A 14,264-nucleotide genomic window follows, 5' to 3' on the forward strand; every position below is an offset into this window, starting at 1 on the left:
CAGCCACCTCATCGACGGCTGCCTCACCGAGACCGGCCTGACCATCCGACCCGCCTGACCAGCAGCACGACATCCCGAGTTCAACCTCAGTAAGAGGCCCTAACAAAGGCGTTGGACGTGGCGGTGGGTGATCAGGCATGTGGCGATGCCGAGGAAAGCTTCGTGGATGTCGTCGCGTCGTTCCCAGCGGATCCGCAGTCGGCGGAAGCCGTGCAGCCAGGCGATCATCCGCTCGACCACATAGCGGAAGATGCCCAGGCCGGAGCCGTGTGGCTGGCCTCGTTCGGCGATGACCGGGCGGATGCCGCGGGCCCAGAGCAGGCGGCGGTACTTGTCGTGGTCGTAGCCGCGGTCCGCGAGGAGCGCGTCGGGTCGGCGTCTGGGGCGGCCGACGAGGCCAGCCACGGCAGGGACCATGTCCAGCAGGGGCAGTAGCTGCGTGACGTCGTTGCGGTTTCCGCCGGTCAAAGACACTGCGAGCGGGATGCCCTGTCCGTCGGTGAGGACGTGGTGCTTGCTGCCCGGACGTGCGCGGTCGACCGGGCTGGGCCCGCTTTTGGGCCGCGCCGAGCGGCCCGTATGTGGGAGGAGTCGATCACCGCCCGCGACCAGTCCAGCTTCTTCGCGGCCCGCAGCTTCTTCAGCAGCACCAGATGCAACTCGTCCCACACCGGCTTCGTTCCAGGCGGCCAGGCGCCGCCAGCACGTCATGCCGGAACCGAAGCCCAACTCCTGGGGCAGGTACTCCCACTGGATGCCGGTGTGCAGGACGAAGAGGATCCCGCACAAAGCCTGCCGGTCCGGTACCCGTGGCCGGCCCTCCACCAAGCTGCCGACCCCGAACAACAAGCCTGCCGGCGATTCCGCGAGGAACTCCGCCTCATCCGCCTGCTGCCCCGCGTCATCCGTGACATCCAGACACTCCTCACCCCGGGCTCCGAGACCGACGACGACCCCTGCGAACGCCTTGACGTACCTCTGGGACCCGAAGACCGGCGTGCTTCCCGCCGGCGTGAACTACGCGCCGGGTCGATCGGTGTGGCTCGTCTGAGGTGAGTTGACGGTGCGGTGAGTGCCTCTTTCTGAGCTAGTCATGACATGAACGGCCGTGGTGTTTCGGTGTTTGTCCAGCTCAGAATTCGAACGGCGGGGGTTGGGTGGTGAGGGCGGCTGGCCGACGGCTGACGGCCGGCCTCGATGTTGCCGGATGCCCCGATGAGGCCGTCGTGGTGGTGCGAGAATTGGGCTGGCTTGGGGGCCCGGTGACCTCTTGGTGGGACTGCTGACCGTCAGTGCCGGAACGATCAGTCGCGGTGGGCCTCGCGGTGGGCCGACTGTCCGCTCCTGCGGGAGTTTCGGCGGGTGATTCGCCTGGTCATAAGGGTGATCGCGGCCCAGGTGATGAGCGATTCCGAGTGCTGGATGAGCCGTTCGTAGTCGCGGGGGCGCTGTCACGTTGGCTGACCGGGTGGGATGATTTTCTGGTTGGTCGTGCTGGGAGGAGTCGTCCGTGGACAGCGCACCGCCGTCGTACAAGGGGCACCGGTACCCGGTCGAGATCATCGCGCACTGCGTGTGGCTGTACTTCCGCTTTCCGCTCAGCTTCCGCGAGGTGGAGGAGCTGATGCTCGAACGTGGCGTGGTCGTCTCCCACGAGACGGTCCGGCGCTGGTGCGCAAAGTTCGGGCAGGCCTACGCCAACGGCCTGCGCCGGCGGCGGCCCCGGCCCGGTGACAAGTGGCACCTGGACGAGGTCTTCATCAAGGTCAACGGAGAGCAGAAGTACCTGTGGCGGGCTGTCGACCAGGATGGGATGGTGCTGGACGTTCTCATGCAGGACCGCCGGGACACCGCCGCGGCCAGGCGGTTCTTCCGTCGCCTGCTGAAGAAGACGTGTTCGGTGCCGCGGGTGGTGATCACCGACAAGCTCCACTCCTACGGGGCGGCCCACCGTGAGGTCATGCCGTCGGTCGAGCACCGTGCCCACAAGGGTCTGAACAACCGGGCCGAGAACAGTCACCAGCCCACCCGGCAGCGCGAACGCGCGATGAAAGGCTTCCGCAGCGTCGGGACCGCCCAGCAGTTCCTGTCCGCGTTCGGCGGGATTTCACCCCACTTCCGACCCCGGCGCCACCTGATGGCCGCCGCCCGCTACCGAGCCGAGATGACCATCCGCTTCGCCATCTGGAACCAGATCACCGGCGCCATCGCCCCACCTGCCGCGGCCTGACCCAAAACTGCCACCCGGCCTCACCACACCCGACATACCGTCAAACGCTCACACACTCAACAACGTGACAACGCCAACGCCGCACACTCTCGGCACACACCCCCACCGCCCTCGCGATCTCCGCATTCGAGACGCCGTCCTCGAACAACTCGACCGCCCGAACACGACGCGCTTCCGCCAACTGAGGCCGCGATAAAGGAGGAAGGGAAGAGTCAGCAACCGAACGGGAAGGTTGATAAGCCACCCCGACAGCCTCCCACTCTCAGGCCCACCACAACCACCGAACTTACGAAAAGATCAGTAAAAGCAGGTTACGCCTTACGCCGTGCCCCCGTTCTGTATGCGGGGGCGCGCTGTGCTGCAACGAGTAGGTCCAGCAGGACGGCCAGGACGCCTGGGTGAAGATCTGTACCCATCAGGGCAGCGCCGCCGCGTGAACCTGACGGCTATGTCGTCTCAGTGGGGTTGCAGGGGCGATTGATCAGGGCGCGGCGCCCTTACGGGCGCCGCGCCGTCCCACGCGCTGACGTCACTTCTCGGGTCCTGGCACAACTTTTATGACGGTGCCCCGTCAGGTGGCAGGACGGTCCAGTTGCTTCGTATCGGAGTCGTGGACCAGTTCGGCAAGCTGGATGAGGAAACCATACGTCGCCAGACGGTTCTGGAGGCGGATGAAGTAGGACCTGCTTGAACACTTGAAGATCTCGCGGCGGCGCACCTTCCAGAGACCGTGCTCGTATGTGTGAGCCGCTTGCAGGAGAGCCGCTTCCGCCTCTTCCGTGCTGCCTTCGAACTCAGTGACGGTCCGCCCGTCACGATCTGAATCCGACACGCCGCTGACAGGCACGGCCAGGACTATCCACCGAGGCATCTCGCGATTCCCTATCCCCTCGACGTCGCATGTCGCGACGCGTACGGCGTCAGTCTGGCAGGAGGCGGCAGCGTCGGGCTGCCTGCCGCAGAAGCCGAGGCAGTGCCATTTCTCGGGCTCTGGCTCAGCTTCTGTGGTCTGGCCACGTTGAGTGATGGTGGGGTCGACGAAATGGGTCTGTGAGGTTGCCCGAAAGTGGTTCTCCGGCCGGATGGTTGGGCTGACAGTTCGGGGCCGTGGATGAGTTTGCGGTTCGGCTGAAGGATCTGTTGTTCCCGTCGGTGGCGGACGTGGTGATGCTGTCGGTAGACGTGGACATCGAGAGAGTGCGGGTTGACGTCCGGAGCACGGCCATAGGTGCGTCATGCCCGTGGTGCGGGACGTGGTCGAACCACTTTCACGGTTCCTACCTGCGGTTTTCCGCCGACGTACCAAGCAGTGCGGCAACTCGGCATGACCTACCGCACTGTCCAGCGTTTCGCCGACGCCGCACGGCCGGAAGATCTCTTCACCGGCCAGTGGCAGAACAGGTCCTCTGTTCTGGACGAGTACAAGCCCTACCTCGACGACCGCTGGAGCGAGGGCTGTACCAATGCCTGGAAGCTGTGGGAGGAGATCGTTCCCCTGGGCCACCAGGGAAGTTACGGGCGCGTCCGCGCTTACCTGCACCTCAAGCGAACATCACCACGGCCGGTGGCGGCCCGGCCGCCCTCACCCCGCTCAGTCGCCGGATGGATCCTTCGCCGTCCTGAGGCCCTCACCGAGTCCGAACAGCTCCAGCTCAAGAACGTCTGGGTCAACTGTCCTGAGATCGCAGCTCTCACTCGCCACGTTCGGTCCTTCGCAACCATGCTGACCGAGCGCCAGGACGAACGCCTGCCGGACTGGCTCGATGCCGTCCGCCAGGACGACCTTCCCAGCCTCCACAGTCTCGCCGCAGGGCTGGAGCGCGACTGTGACGCTGTCATCGCCGGCCTGACCCTGCCTTGGAACTCTGGCGTTGTCGAAGGACATGTCAACAGGATCAAGATGCTCAAGCGCCAGATGTTCGGCCGGGCCGGCTTCACTCTCCTCCGCAAACGAGTCCTCCTGAGCTCGTGAAGTTGTCACCGGCCCCTGGCATGCTGGCGCAGCCGTGATCAGCAACTTTCAGGAGAAGACCATGGGCACGTGGGGAACCGGACCATTCGACAGCGATATCGCCGGTGACTTTACTGATCGGCTCCGCGGGCTCTCGCCGCAGCGGATCGTCGGTGCGCTTGAGGAAGCACTGCGACGAGTCGCCGATTCCGGTCCTCATATCGATGGCGGAGACGGAGCCGAGGCAGTAGCCGCCGCTGCCTTGGTAGCCGCTCAGATTCCGGGCAGTGACATCATGATCGACCCCGACGACAGGCCGGATGAACCACTTCCCGAACTGCCAGACGCACTGCGTTCCCTCGCATGCCAAGCACTGCACAGAGTCCTCGAAGAAGGATCCGAGCTGGCGAGCGGCTGGGTGGACACAAACGAAGCAGACGAATGGCGCCAAAAAGTGCAGGCCATCCTCCGCGCGCTCGGCTGACAACGATTACTCAGCGTGCTGGGCCACAGAACTTGAGCCAGAACCACTGAAAGTGAACGAAGCCAGCTCACACGTCCACTGCTGCACGCCACTCAGCTGGTCCCACCCGAGCCTCACCGACGTTACCCACCGCCCCAGGTCCTCTCTCTGGCGACGGTCTCGCCCGCCTCGGTGAGCAGCGCCCCGTCGGCGTCCAGGCGCATGCGCACCAGGGGGAAGCACCGCTGCCAGGTCACCGGCCAGGCCGGGCGTCTTCGAGAATCACCCAGGGACCTGACCCAGGTGACGAGCGGATACCTCAGTCAACGAAAGGCGATGAAGGGCGCGGCCACGGCGAGGTACACGCCGGTCACAAGTGTCGAGACACCCAGGAGCAAGACGAACGCGGAGACGAACAGCCGGACTGTGCTCTGGTTTCCCACCTGGGCGGACTCGGGTGCCAGCGGGTCGTATGTGATTTCCGCCCGTTCCGCACCCCCGTCTGCGCTGGTGTGCTTGCGCGGCACGCCTTTTGCGTCGGTGAACGTGTACTCGTACTGCAGGGTGGAGCTGTCACCGCTGGGGACGGAGAATGTGGATCGCAGGTTCCCCTCGACCGTGATGCCCCGGGTGCGCAGGACCCAGGTCTCGCGGACCATCTCCCATCCGGCTCGGGTGAGCAGCCCTCCGATGGGGATCAAGATTGGGGCCGTTACCCAGAACATCACCGCCGAGGTCGCGTCGAGCGAATCGATATTGCACATGGCCGTCAACACCAGCGTGTAGGCGATGCCGACAGTCCACCCGGCAATGTGGCGCGGTTTTGGCTTCCACCGGGTCATCCGTTCCTCGGACACCAGCTCCGCGCCGTTCGTCCGCGGCTCTGCAGCGTCCCGTACCGGCAGAGCCCCGCGCAGGGCCTTCGCGAATTCGTGCACCGCGTTCCCGCTGCGGCTGACCAGGGTGTACACGGCCTGCTCACCCGCTTCGTCGGCGGTCAGCACGACGGCCAGTGTGCGGCCCTTCGGGCCCCGTGTTTCCACCCGCTCGATCGCCTCCACGGCTATCCGGCGGAACACTCCTCTGGACTCCCACAGCAGTGTTCCGCAGTCCAGCCGGATGCGGGATCCGTACCGGCCACGGAGTATGACAGGCGACGAGGTCGGTGAGGTCACCGCTGCAGCCTACTGGCCTGAACTGGACCGTGTACCGAGGAGTACCTGGTGCCCCACGTTTACGTCCAGCGCATGCCGATGGTGGACAGCTGCTCCGTCCACTCCGGGACAGCGTGGCGGCCCGGCTCCGCTGGTTGCTGACCCATGCCCCCAGACGGAATTGGAGCTCCCAGCCGTCCTGGGAGAGCACGGTCTCGACATGCTTGCGGGGCACCTGAAGGTGTCCCTCGCGCTCGAAGAACTGCCGGGCGGCCGCGAGGTTGGCGGTCCACTTGTCGGCCTGCGTACGGCGCGGCTTCGGCTCCTCGTCCTCGCTCGCGGGTGTGATCCCGAGGACCTGCTCACACATCCACTGCTGCACGCCACTCAGCTGGTCCCACCCGAGCCTCACCGACGTTACCCACCGCCCAGGTCCTCGCCCTGGCGCACGGTCTCGCCCGCCTGGTGGGCAGCGCCTCACCGGCGTTCAGGTGCATCCGCACCAGGTGGAAGCACCGCTGCCACGTCACCGGCCACGCCGGGCACCAGGATTCGTCGATCTCCTGCAGCTGTTCGCGCCGCATCTCCGACAGCGCCCCGGCCGACGACTTCACTGGCAGCCCCTCGGCACGCCGTCGCTCGATCTGGGCAGCCTTGCGGGCAGCGGCCCGCGCGTTCTTCAGCCAGATGCCCACCGCCGCGCCTTGAAACGTGGCGTCGGAGGTTGGGACGCGTGGACAGGGGGAGGAGTTGCTGCGTGGCCGGGGCTACGGCCACGCCCCTGACCCGGGCCTGCTCCCGGGTCAGGACTACGCCACGCTGATCGGTGGGTTGCTGGACGGTCTGTTGCTGGACGTGAGGGGCTGGCGGCCGGAGGACCTCGTCACCGGCGTGGCCTTGATGAGGGAGCTCGGGCAGTTCGGTCCCGGCGGCCGGGCCCTGTGCGGTCCGCGTCCCGGTGAGCCGTGGGCGGCCGGGCCGGGGGTGTGGGGCCGTTTCTACTGGTCCAGTGATACGCCCTGACCCGATCGGGCTGGGTGTTCGCCGGTGTTGGGGCGACGGGTGTCCGCGTACACCCGGGCCTTTACCCCGGCTTGGCCCGGGGTGCGCTGTACTGGCGTCACGCCGGAGGTGGCCCAGTGCTGTTGCAGGGTCTCCATCACCGTGCGGGCGGTGTCCTGGTCGGCGGCGGTGACGTCCAGGACCACGAGGCAGGGCTCGGCGATGTGCTGCGCATCAGTGCTCATGCCCGGCGTGACGCCGCGATGCTGTGATCTGGTTCGCCGGCGGCCGGGAAACCACCCGCAGGGGTGATCGCACCGATCAGCTCCGCAAGGGCGTTGTCAGAGGTCTGCGCTACGGCCGTCTCCCCTGGAAGGGGGTGCTCCGTTCCCGCCCGGCCTCTATCTCAGGCCGGGCGGGAACGGCACGACCATCAACCCGAAGATCATCCCACCGCACCAGCCAACGTGACAGTGCGTTACCGTGAGTTATCTGTGCTGGTGGTTGCCGCCCAGGGACATGCTCGCTTGGTGGGCGGGTGCGTCTGCGACTCTTCTTCTCATGAGCACACCACCAGACGGATTGCCTATTTACCGAGTCTTGACCGGACCGGACGATGCCACGTTCTGCCAGCGTGTGAGCGAAATGATTGGTCTTGGCTACAAACTGCACGCAGGCCCCGCCGTCACCTTCAACGGCGAGAGCGTCATCGTCGCCCAGGCGCTTGTCTGGTCAGCACGGCCGTAGGGACCTTGTGAGCCGCGCAGGCCGCGGTCCCCCGTGACGTGAGCTGAAGCTCCGACCACCTGCCCAACCACCCTTCAGACAGCGCGCCGCCCGGAAAGGCCGGTGCACGGTAACAACCCCGGACCCCGGGCCTCCAAGAGGTCCGGGGTCCGGTCACGTCGCAAGAAGGCGGTCAGAGGCTGTCCGGGGCGGTCTGGGGGATCGTCACCGGCCCTGCCCAGTCCATACCCAGCACCGCGAGTGCGGTGAGCTGGTCGGCGCTGAGTTTGTCTCGCCTCGATTTGGTGTTCGAGACCCACACACCGAGTTTCACGGTCACCGGCTCGGTCTCGCTGTTGACCGTGATCTCTTCGCTGTGGCCGCGAGGTACGGGCCGATCGGGGCCTTCTCGCTCTACCCACTGGGTGAGGGCCGTCAGGCCGCGTTGGAACGCCTGCTGCGCCCTCGTCGTACGCGTGGCCGCCGGGGCGGGAAACGGCACCTCAGCGGGCTTCATGCCCAGCTTGGTCAACCGTTCCTGCTGCTCGGTCGACAGCTGCGCCCAGGTGCTCGGCTGGGTCTGCCGCTCCAGCCATCGTCCGATGTCGTCGCCTTCGAAGAGGACGCCGGGCTGGATGTCGGGCAGGTGGCCGTCGGCGTCGACCAGGTCCGCGAGCACCTTGTAGTGGCGTTGCCAGTCGAGTGGCCACGGGCAGTCCCAGTCCGGGTCGATCGCCGTCAACTGCTCGGCACGGACCGCCGCTCGCTCCGGGTCCTTGCCCAGGCCGTTCTTCTGCCCCTTGCGCCGGAGGTTGGCGAGGTGCTGCCCGATGGGCACCAGGCCCTCGGCTTTGCTCTCGCCCCAGAGGGCGTCTTGCCGGGGTGCGAGGTGCCCGGTGGCTCGCCGGTAGGCCCGGAAGGCGGCGAGTTTGTTCTCCCAGGCTTCGTCGCCGGGCTCCCACACCATCCCGGCCTCGTCCAGCAGCGTTTTCCGGTGGGGGTCGAGTTCGCCGGCGCGCTGGGCGCGGCGCTGCTGGTGGACCCACCGGCCCAGGGGGTAGTCCTTCGTGACGCCGACGGTGGTTTCGGTGTCGTAGGGGACGGCGTACAAGCCCGTGATCTCGTTCTCGGCACGCCAGCGGATGAGGGCTTGGTAGCCCTCCAGCCAGACCAGGGATTCGGGGCGGATGACGCGGCAGCGGGTGAGGGCGGCGATGTCGGCGGCGTCGCGGGGGGAGGCGAAGTTGACCACGACCGAGGTGACCCGGTCGACCTCCTGCTGCGCCTCGCCACTCTCCTCACCGTCGTTCCCGTTCTGCGACCCGGTCGCGGGGGTGGGGTGTACGTGGATGCGCCGCCGTTCCTCACCGCGGGTCAGGGCGCGGGAGGCGAGCTGGTCGACCATGCGTTCCGAGTGCGAGCGCAGGGCTTGGAGAATGTCGACGAGGGGCTGGTAGCTGGCCGAGGCGACCATGTCCGTGGGGTCCTCGCCCGGGGCGAGGAAGACGGGAATGATGATCCGGGCGGTCTTGGTCGTGCCGTCGGGGTTGGGGCGCAGGGCGCGTCCGATGTTCTGGACGATGTCGACCTGTGAGCTGCGTGAGCCGACGATGCATACGGCTTCGACCCCGCGCAGTCCGGTGATGTCGACACCGACCCCGAGGGCGCGTACCGAGGACAGGAACGCCCGGTGTACCCGCCGGTTCTGTGCGTTGATGCCGTTGGCGAACCGCTGGATCACCGCACGCCGGTGCGCGATGGGATGGTCCCCGCACAGCCAGTCCGCCTGTCGATCCTCTCTTTAGTTACGACATCGAGATGGCTCTGACGTGCTGTGTTTAGAGTTGGTAGAGGAGATCTTGGTCCTGCTGCTGAGCTGGGGTGGTGTGCGTGTCTCGATCAACCGCGCTTGGCAAGTAAGGCATCTGACCTGCGGTGCTGTAGTTAGCCGAACAATGTCGTAACTAGAGAGATAACGAGCTTGGAAAGCGCATCAATGACGCAGGTAGGCCCATGCAGCGTACGTGGTGTTTGATGATGGTATGGGGTTGACTGGACAGCCCCTGCTCGACGGGACGTTCAGCGGTTCGGGCAGGCTCGTGGTGTCAGCACCTGGCAGCGTCTTGGCTACGGCAGCTACGCCTTCCTGCGCGTGTGCAGCGTGCGCGTTGTCGGTGGGAAGTTCGGAGCCACCTTCCATCTCCGCCTGAGCCCGTTCTCGCTGTGGTTGTGGACGCCGAGGTACGGACCGTTTTGGCCTTGGGGCGAGGACGTTCAGCAGCCCTTCGCCGGCCCGGGACGTGGGCGCCTTGGGGATCGGCGTCGTCGGTATGCGGATCTTTCGGGGTGTTCGCCGGCACTGGCCGCGTCGACCACCGTCGGGCCTCGCCCGGCGGCCGAGCCGGTCAGAGCCGGTCAGCGAATCGCTCCTTGGCCGGGCTGGTATCGCGCCGTTGCTTGAACTCGGTCGCAGTGGTGTGGTCTCCCGCGCCATGGCGGGGGAGCCGGGGGTCCGGCGCAGATGAGAGGCAGTCTCGTGCGGCCGGTGTGCCGCACGGTGGTAGCCGATTTGGGTTTCGCTCAGGCGGCGGGTCGCGTGACCGTCCCTCTTGGAGCGAGGGTCGAATCCCCCTGTGCTGTCCGCGGACCGGCGACCTGCCGCAGTCCCGTGGGATATAGCCTTTTCCTGCCCGGCCACGCTCTGCGGTACCTCAGCCTTCGCACGGCGCGGCCACCCGTGTGAAGGAGCGCGATGCGGTTACGTCCCCACCAGCAAGAGGCCCTGGCCGCAATCCTGGCAGCTGCGGGGGAGGGGCGGCGTCGGATGACGGTGGTGGCCGCCAGCGGCAGCGGCAAGACCCTCATCGCCCAGCGTGCCTGTGCCGAACTCGCCCCCCGAGGCGCGACGTTGGTGCTGGTGCCGACGAAGGCGCTGGTGGTGCAGACCGCCCGCAAGTGGCGCGAGGCCGGGTACCGCGGCCTGCTGATCGGCGTGTGCTCCCTGTCCCAGGACGACAGTGGCCTGTCGTCTCGGGAACTGACCATGACCAGCGACCCGGCCACTATCGCGGCCCGGGTGGCGGGGGCACCCGGGCCGGCGGTGGTGTTAGCGACTTACGCCTCCCTGCACCACCTGACGGCCGCCCACTCCAGCGGCCTGGGCGCCTGGGATCTGCTGATCGCCGACGAGGCCCATCGCACCTGCGCCGCGTTCGGCGAGGGCTGGGGAACCGTCCACGACGACACCCTGATACCCGCCGCCACCCGTCTCTACATGACTGCCACGCCGAGGATCTGGGCCGCCCGCGCCGACGCCGGCCTCCTCGACACCGAGGACCGCCCGCCCTTGGCGACGATGGAGCACCACGAGGTCTTCGGCCCCACCGTCTACCGCCTGGGCCTGGCCGAGGCCATCGAGCGCGGCATCGTCGCCGATTACCAGGTCCTGGTCGTTGTCGTCGACGACCAGGACCAGGATCTGCTTAGCATCCTCAATGATCCCCATCCCGCCCGCACCGCGCACCACGACGGCCTGCGCAACTCTGCCGTTCAGGTCGCCGTCTTGCGCGCCATCCACGAACACAAGCTGCGACGGATCCTGGCCTTTCACAACCGTGTCGAAGCCGCGACCGGGTTCGCCCGCACCCTGCCGCAGACCGCCGCCCAGGTCCACGATCCGCTGCGCCGCGACCACCTGTGGTCGCACGCCGTCTACGGCGAGCAGGACGACACCGTGACCCAGTCCCTGCTCGCCGCTTTCGACGACCCCGGGCAGGACGTCGCGGTCCTGTCGAACGCCCGCATCCTCAATGAGGGCGTAGACCTGCCCGACCTGGACGCTGTCGTTTTCGCCGCACCCCGCTACAGCACCATCGACGCCGTCCAAGGAGTCGCCCGGGGGCTGCGCCAGGCCCCGGGCGCAGGCAAGCGCACCACCTTGCTGATTCCCGTCTATCTGCCCGAGACCGGTGACGGCGCCGACATCCTCGAAAGCTCCGACTTCGCTGCCCTGATCGCGATCCTGCAGGCGCTGCGCTCACATGACGAGTCGTTCATGGACCGCGTCACCCTGCCCCCGCCGACCCGTCACAACACCGTGATCACCCGCGACCTGCTCTACAGCGACCCCGAACGCGCTACCCAACTCGCCCGTGTCCTGGGCCTGAAGGTACTCGTCCCCGCCGCCGGGTCCTGGACCGAGGGGCTGCGCTCCGCCACCGATTACCATCGCTCCTTCGGCCACCTGAACGTCCCCTTCGAGTACACCGACGAGGACGGTTTCGGCCTGGGCCAATGGACTGCCGGCCAGCGGCTTCACCACCTGCTGGGTGCCCTGCCCACCGAGCGCCGCACCGCACTGGAACGCTTTGGCATGAGCTGGACGCCGCCCACCCTCGTCCAGGGCATGCTCGACCACGCCCGCCTGTTCGCCCGTACCCACGGCCACCTCGCCGTCCCCACCACCACTGTGGTCGGCGGATACGCGTTGGGTAAATGGCTGGGCACGTGCCGCACCCGCACCGGCTCCGGGAGCCTGGACGTCGAGGTGCAAAGGGCCCTGGACCGGATCGACCGGTGGTGGAACCCGCCCTGGGCGCCCGCCTGGCAGTCCTACTACGCCCTGGCCAAGTCGCTCTACCGCGGCCGGGGCCAGATCTGGAACCTGGCCACGCGTACACCTTCCCGGCACGGCCTTGCTGCCGCCCGCTGGCTGGGGAACCAAGAGAGAGAGTTCTTCCGCCTGACGCCCGAGCAGCAGGACCTCCTGCTGCAGATCGGAGCGCAACCCGACACCGAGATCCTGCTGCCTGGCGAGAGTGCCAGCAGGAGGAGCCGTTTCGGTCTGGGGCTGTCTTACGCGGCCCGTTTCCTGGCAGAGCAAGGTCACCTGAACATCCCCGCGGGCCACCAGGTCACGTGGAGGGGAAGTACGAGCGGTCCCGCCGGCTCCTTCCCGTTGGGAGCCTGGTTCCACGAGCACCTCGATACCCTGGCGACCCTGCCTCCCGACGAACGCCGCGCTCTGAACGCGATTCGGGAACTGGCCCGCCGCGCAGCCGAGTTCGGCCAGGATCCCGGCGAGTCCCGTTCCTCACAGGCGCGGAGCCGCACTGCAGGAGCCAGCTGGCAGGATGCTGTCGCAGACCTCACCGGCCGCCCCCACGCGTTGGCCGCCGCCTACAGGAAGGCTCGCCGGGACAAAACCCCACTCGCGCACGTCCTGGAGCGTGCCGATGGATGGAGCGCCCGGGTCGACACCTCCACCACCAAACTGGTAGTCGTGCGGCACGGACCCGCCTCTATCCTGCAGGCCATGATCGACAAAGCAGTCCGCACGGGCGAGGCGGCGTGGGGGAGTACCGGGCCCGTCCATTTCTCGATCGGTGGACTGCCCGACGAGGAAACCGCCCGCAGCTGGGCAGTCCGCCTGCACAGCGTGACTCATGAGCACCTGCGTGACGTGCTCGGCTACTACGGCTTCGCCGAAGCCGTGCGGTGAACCACCCTCCGGGCGGACGCGGGGAGTGGTCACGCACGGCCGCCCAAAGACCAGCCGCGTGGCGCCGGCTGCAGCTGAGTGGTGATCAGGTCGCCCAGCCGCCAGCGCAGACAGGAGCGGTCCACGAACGTTGCGTCCGCACCGGTCACAGGGGCGGTGTGCGGGGCGTGCAGAGACAGACGCCGGTAGCGGCCGCGGGCCGGCCGCTCCGCGTCGGTCACCGTCTCCTCAAGCACGGCCCGGCCCGCAGGCCCGGGACACACCGGGGGGTGACGCACCATCCACTTCTCGACCACGGCCAGGCCCTCCGCCACAGGGATGCCCCACTCCTTCAGCAGCGCCCCTACATTCTCCAGCCAGGCCCGGTCCGCTTCCTCGGTGAGGGTGCGGCGCTGCCGCTGCCGCTCCCGCGCGGCCAGACAGTACGCGAGGTGTACGGCCTCCGGGTAGAACACCAGCGGCGCGACGCGCAGTTCGTCCCGGCCCGCGCTGCCCAGCGCCCGTCTGCGGGTGCGCCACACCGGAGCGTTGAGCACGGGGATGTTCCACCAGCACGATGCGATGGCGTAGGCGTCGGCGAATATCGCCCGCCCGCCCGCGCCCAACCGGCGCTCCAGCAGTACCCGTAGACGGTGGGCGTCGGCGACCTCGGGCACGGCTGTCATCGCGATGGCCGTGGTTCCGGGTTCGCGCCGGTTGTCCAGCCACCGCCCGTGCGCGGCGCAGACCTGCCACGTCGCGTCGGCGGCCAGGTAGGAATCCCACGCCGTGCCCTTGATGCGGGCGCATACCTCGCACATCCTCACCAGGAAGCAGCCGCGGGTGTTCCAGGGCCAGTCCCACGCCGGTCCGCCCGCCGCGGTCAGCAGTCGTTTCGTGCGCAGGTTCGGCAGAGCGGACTGCAGCTCGCCGACGGAGCGGCCCGTCATCACGGCGAGCCGGTCCAGCGCGGCCGCATTGAGATACCCGTCGCGGTAGCGCGGATCGTCCGGTATGCCGTCCTTGCGTAGTGGGGTGCCGAACATGGGCCAGAACTCCTGGTCGGGGATGCCGTTGGCATCCGCCAGGCGTCGGATGTAGGAGCCGGTCGACTCCCCGCCGATGAACCGCACCGACAGCGCCAGCCGCTGTGCCGGAGGCCAGGGTTTTTTCCGCCGTGGCCGGCCGGCCACGGCGCCTCCCGTACGAACCACTCTCACGTACCCCTTTCACTGGCCACCCTTGGGTCAGGGGTGACG

13 protein-coding genes and 2 pseudogenes are annotated in these 14,264 nt (G+C 67.6%); 6 read left to right on the forward strand and 9 right to left on the reverse strand.

Annotated features, from left to right (window positions below; translation table 11 throughout):
• Positions 1-99: 99 nt before the first annotated feature.
• Complete coding sequence (locus tag ACWDZ4_RS28335) at positions 100-846, reverse strand: IS5 family transposase (RefSeq protein WP_451511227.1); 747 nt, start codon at positions 844-846, stop codon at positions 100-102.
• 664 nt (positions 847-1,510) lie between these two features.
• On the opposite strand from ACWDZ4_RS28335, the gene ACWDZ4_RS28340 reads away from it, so the two are divergent.
• Positions 1,511-2,230 carry an IS6 family transposase gene (locus ACWDZ4_RS28340; protein WP_451511228.1) on the forward strand — a complete coding sequence of 240 codons (720 nt, stop codon included), beginning with the start codon at positions 1,511-1,513 and terminating at the stop codon, positions 2,228-2,230.
• A gap of 40 nt (positions 2,231-2,270) precedes the next feature.
• On the opposite strand, the gene ACWDZ4_RS28345 is transcribed toward ACWDZ4_RS28340, so the two are convergent.
• Together ACWDZ4_RS28345 and ACWDZ4_RS28350 are read right to left on the reverse strand one after the other, a co-directional pair.
• Positions 2,271-2,474 carry a helix-turn-helix domain-containing protein gene (locus ACWDZ4_RS28345; RefSeq protein ID WP_451511229.1) on the reverse strand — a complete coding sequence of 68 codons (204 nt, stop codon included), beginning with the start codon at positions 2,472-2,474 and terminating at the stop codon, positions 2,271-2,273.
• Between the two features lie 327 nt (positions 2,475-2,801).
• On the reverse strand, positions 2,802-3,077 hold the full coding sequence (locus tag ACWDZ4_RS28350) for a hypothetical protein (RefSeq protein WP_451511230.1): 276 nt from the start codon (positions 3,075-3,077) through the stop codon (positions 2,802-2,804).
• Positions 3,078-3,539: 462 nt separating this feature from the next.
• Between ACWDZ4_RS28350 and ACWDZ4_RS28355 the strand changes: the two genes are divergently transcribed.
• Entirely contained in the window at positions 3,540-4,202 is a 663-nt protein-coding gene (locus ACWDZ4_RS28355) for a transposase (RefSeq protein WP_451511231.1), read from the forward strand.
• A gap of 34 nt (positions 4,203-4,236) precedes the next feature.
• Positions 4,237-4,665: a DUF4259 domain-containing protein gene (locus ACWDZ4_RS28360; RefSeq protein WP_451511232.1), complete on the forward strand. Its 429-nt coding sequence runs from the start codon at positions 4,237-4,239 to the stop codon at positions 4,663-4,665.
• A 302-nt stretch (positions 4,666-4,967) separates the two neighbouring features.
• Here the strand turns inward: ACWDZ4_RS28360 and ACWDZ4_RS28365 are convergent, their stop codons facing one another.
• The 3 genes and pseudogenes from ACWDZ4_RS28365 to ACWDZ4_RS28375 all read right to left on the reverse strand — a co-directional run bounded on the left by ACWDZ4_RS28365 (position 4,968) and on the right by ACWDZ4_RS28375 (position 6,493).
• Positions 4,968-5,819 carry a hypothetical protein gene (locus ACWDZ4_RS28365; RefSeq protein WP_451511271.1) on the reverse strand — a complete coding sequence of 284 codons (852 nt, stop codon included), beginning with the start codon at positions 5,817-5,819 and terminating at the stop codon, positions 4,968-4,970.
• Positions 5,820-5,997: 178 nt separating this feature from the next.
• A pseudogene (locus ACWDZ4_RS28370) lies at positions 5,998-6,168 on the reverse strand (helicase associated domain-containing protein); the annotation flags it as partial.
• On the reverse strand, positions 6,161-6,493 hold the full coding sequence (locus tag ACWDZ4_RS28375) for a hypothetical protein (protein ID WP_451511233.1): 333 nt from the start codon (positions 6,491-6,493) through the stop codon (positions 6,161-6,163). The gene ACWDZ4_RS28375 and the pseudogene ACWDZ4_RS28370, both read right to left, overlap by 8 nt.
• Positions 6,494-6,548: 55 nt before the next feature.
• On the opposite strand from ACWDZ4_RS28375, the gene ACWDZ4_RS28380 reads away from it, so the two are divergent.
• Positions 6,549-6,821: a hypothetical protein gene (locus tag ACWDZ4_RS28380; RefSeq protein ID WP_451511234.1), complete on the forward strand. Its 273-nt coding sequence runs from the start codon at positions 6,549-6,551 to the stop codon at positions 6,819-6,821.
• Here ACWDZ4_RS28380 and ACWDZ4_RS28385 read toward each other — a convergent pair.
• Positions 6,797-7,045: a DUF6207 family protein gene (locus tag ACWDZ4_RS28385; RefSeq protein ID WP_451511235.1), complete on the reverse strand. Its 249-nt coding sequence runs from the start codon at positions 7,043-7,045 to the stop codon at positions 6,797-6,799. The genes ACWDZ4_RS28380 and ACWDZ4_RS28385 overlap by 25 nt on opposite strands.
• A gap of 316 nt (positions 7,046-7,361) precedes the next feature.
• On the opposite strand from ACWDZ4_RS28385, the gene ACWDZ4_RS28390 reads away from it, so the two are divergent.
• Positions 7,362-7,547 (forward strand): DUF1737 domain-containing protein, encoded by a 186-nt coding sequence (locus ACWDZ4_RS28390; RefSeq protein WP_451511236.1) that lies wholly within the window; start codon positions 7,362-7,364, stop codon positions 7,545-7,547.
• 172 nt (positions 7,548-7,719) lie between these two features.
• Here ACWDZ4_RS28390 and ACWDZ4_RS28395 read toward each other — a convergent pair.
• Positions 7,720-9,306: pseudogene (locus tag ACWDZ4_RS28395) on the reverse strand (Helicase associated domain protein); the annotation flags it as partial.
• A 972-nt stretch (positions 9,307-10,278) separates the two neighbouring features.
• On the opposite strand from ACWDZ4_RS28395, the gene ACWDZ4_RS28400 reads away from it, so the two are divergent.
• A complete protein-coding gene (locus tag ACWDZ4_RS28400) occupies positions 10,279-13,026 on the forward strand; it encodes a Helicase associated domain protein (protein WP_451511237.1) in 2,748 nt (915 codons plus the stop codon).
• Positions 13,027-13,055: 29 nt separating this feature from the next.
• Here ACWDZ4_RS28400 and ACWDZ4_RS28405 read toward each other — a convergent pair whose 3' ends face one another.
• On the reverse strand, positions 13,056-14,198 hold the full coding sequence (locus tag ACWDZ4_RS28405) for a hypothetical protein (protein ID WP_451511238.1): 1,143 nt from the start codon (positions 14,196-14,198) through the stop codon (positions 13,056-13,058).
• Positions 14,199-14,264: the final 66 nt, after the last annotated feature.

The organism is Streptomyces sp. NPDC003016, from assembly GCF_053591455.1.

Coding starts and splice junctions, on each gene's coding strand:
- ACWDZ4_RS28400 (WP_451511237.1), top strand. CDS start 10,279: ATGCGGTTACGTCCCCACCAGCAAGAGGCCCTGGCCGCAATCCTGGCA.
- ACWDZ4_RS28385 (WP_451511235.1), bottom strand. CDS start 7,045: ATGAGCACTGATGCGCAGCACATCGCCGAGCCCTGCCTCGTGGTCCTG.
- ACWDZ4_RS28390 (WP_451511236.1), top strand. CDS start 7,362: ATGAGCACACCACCAGACGGATTGCCTATTTACCGAGTCTTGACCGGA.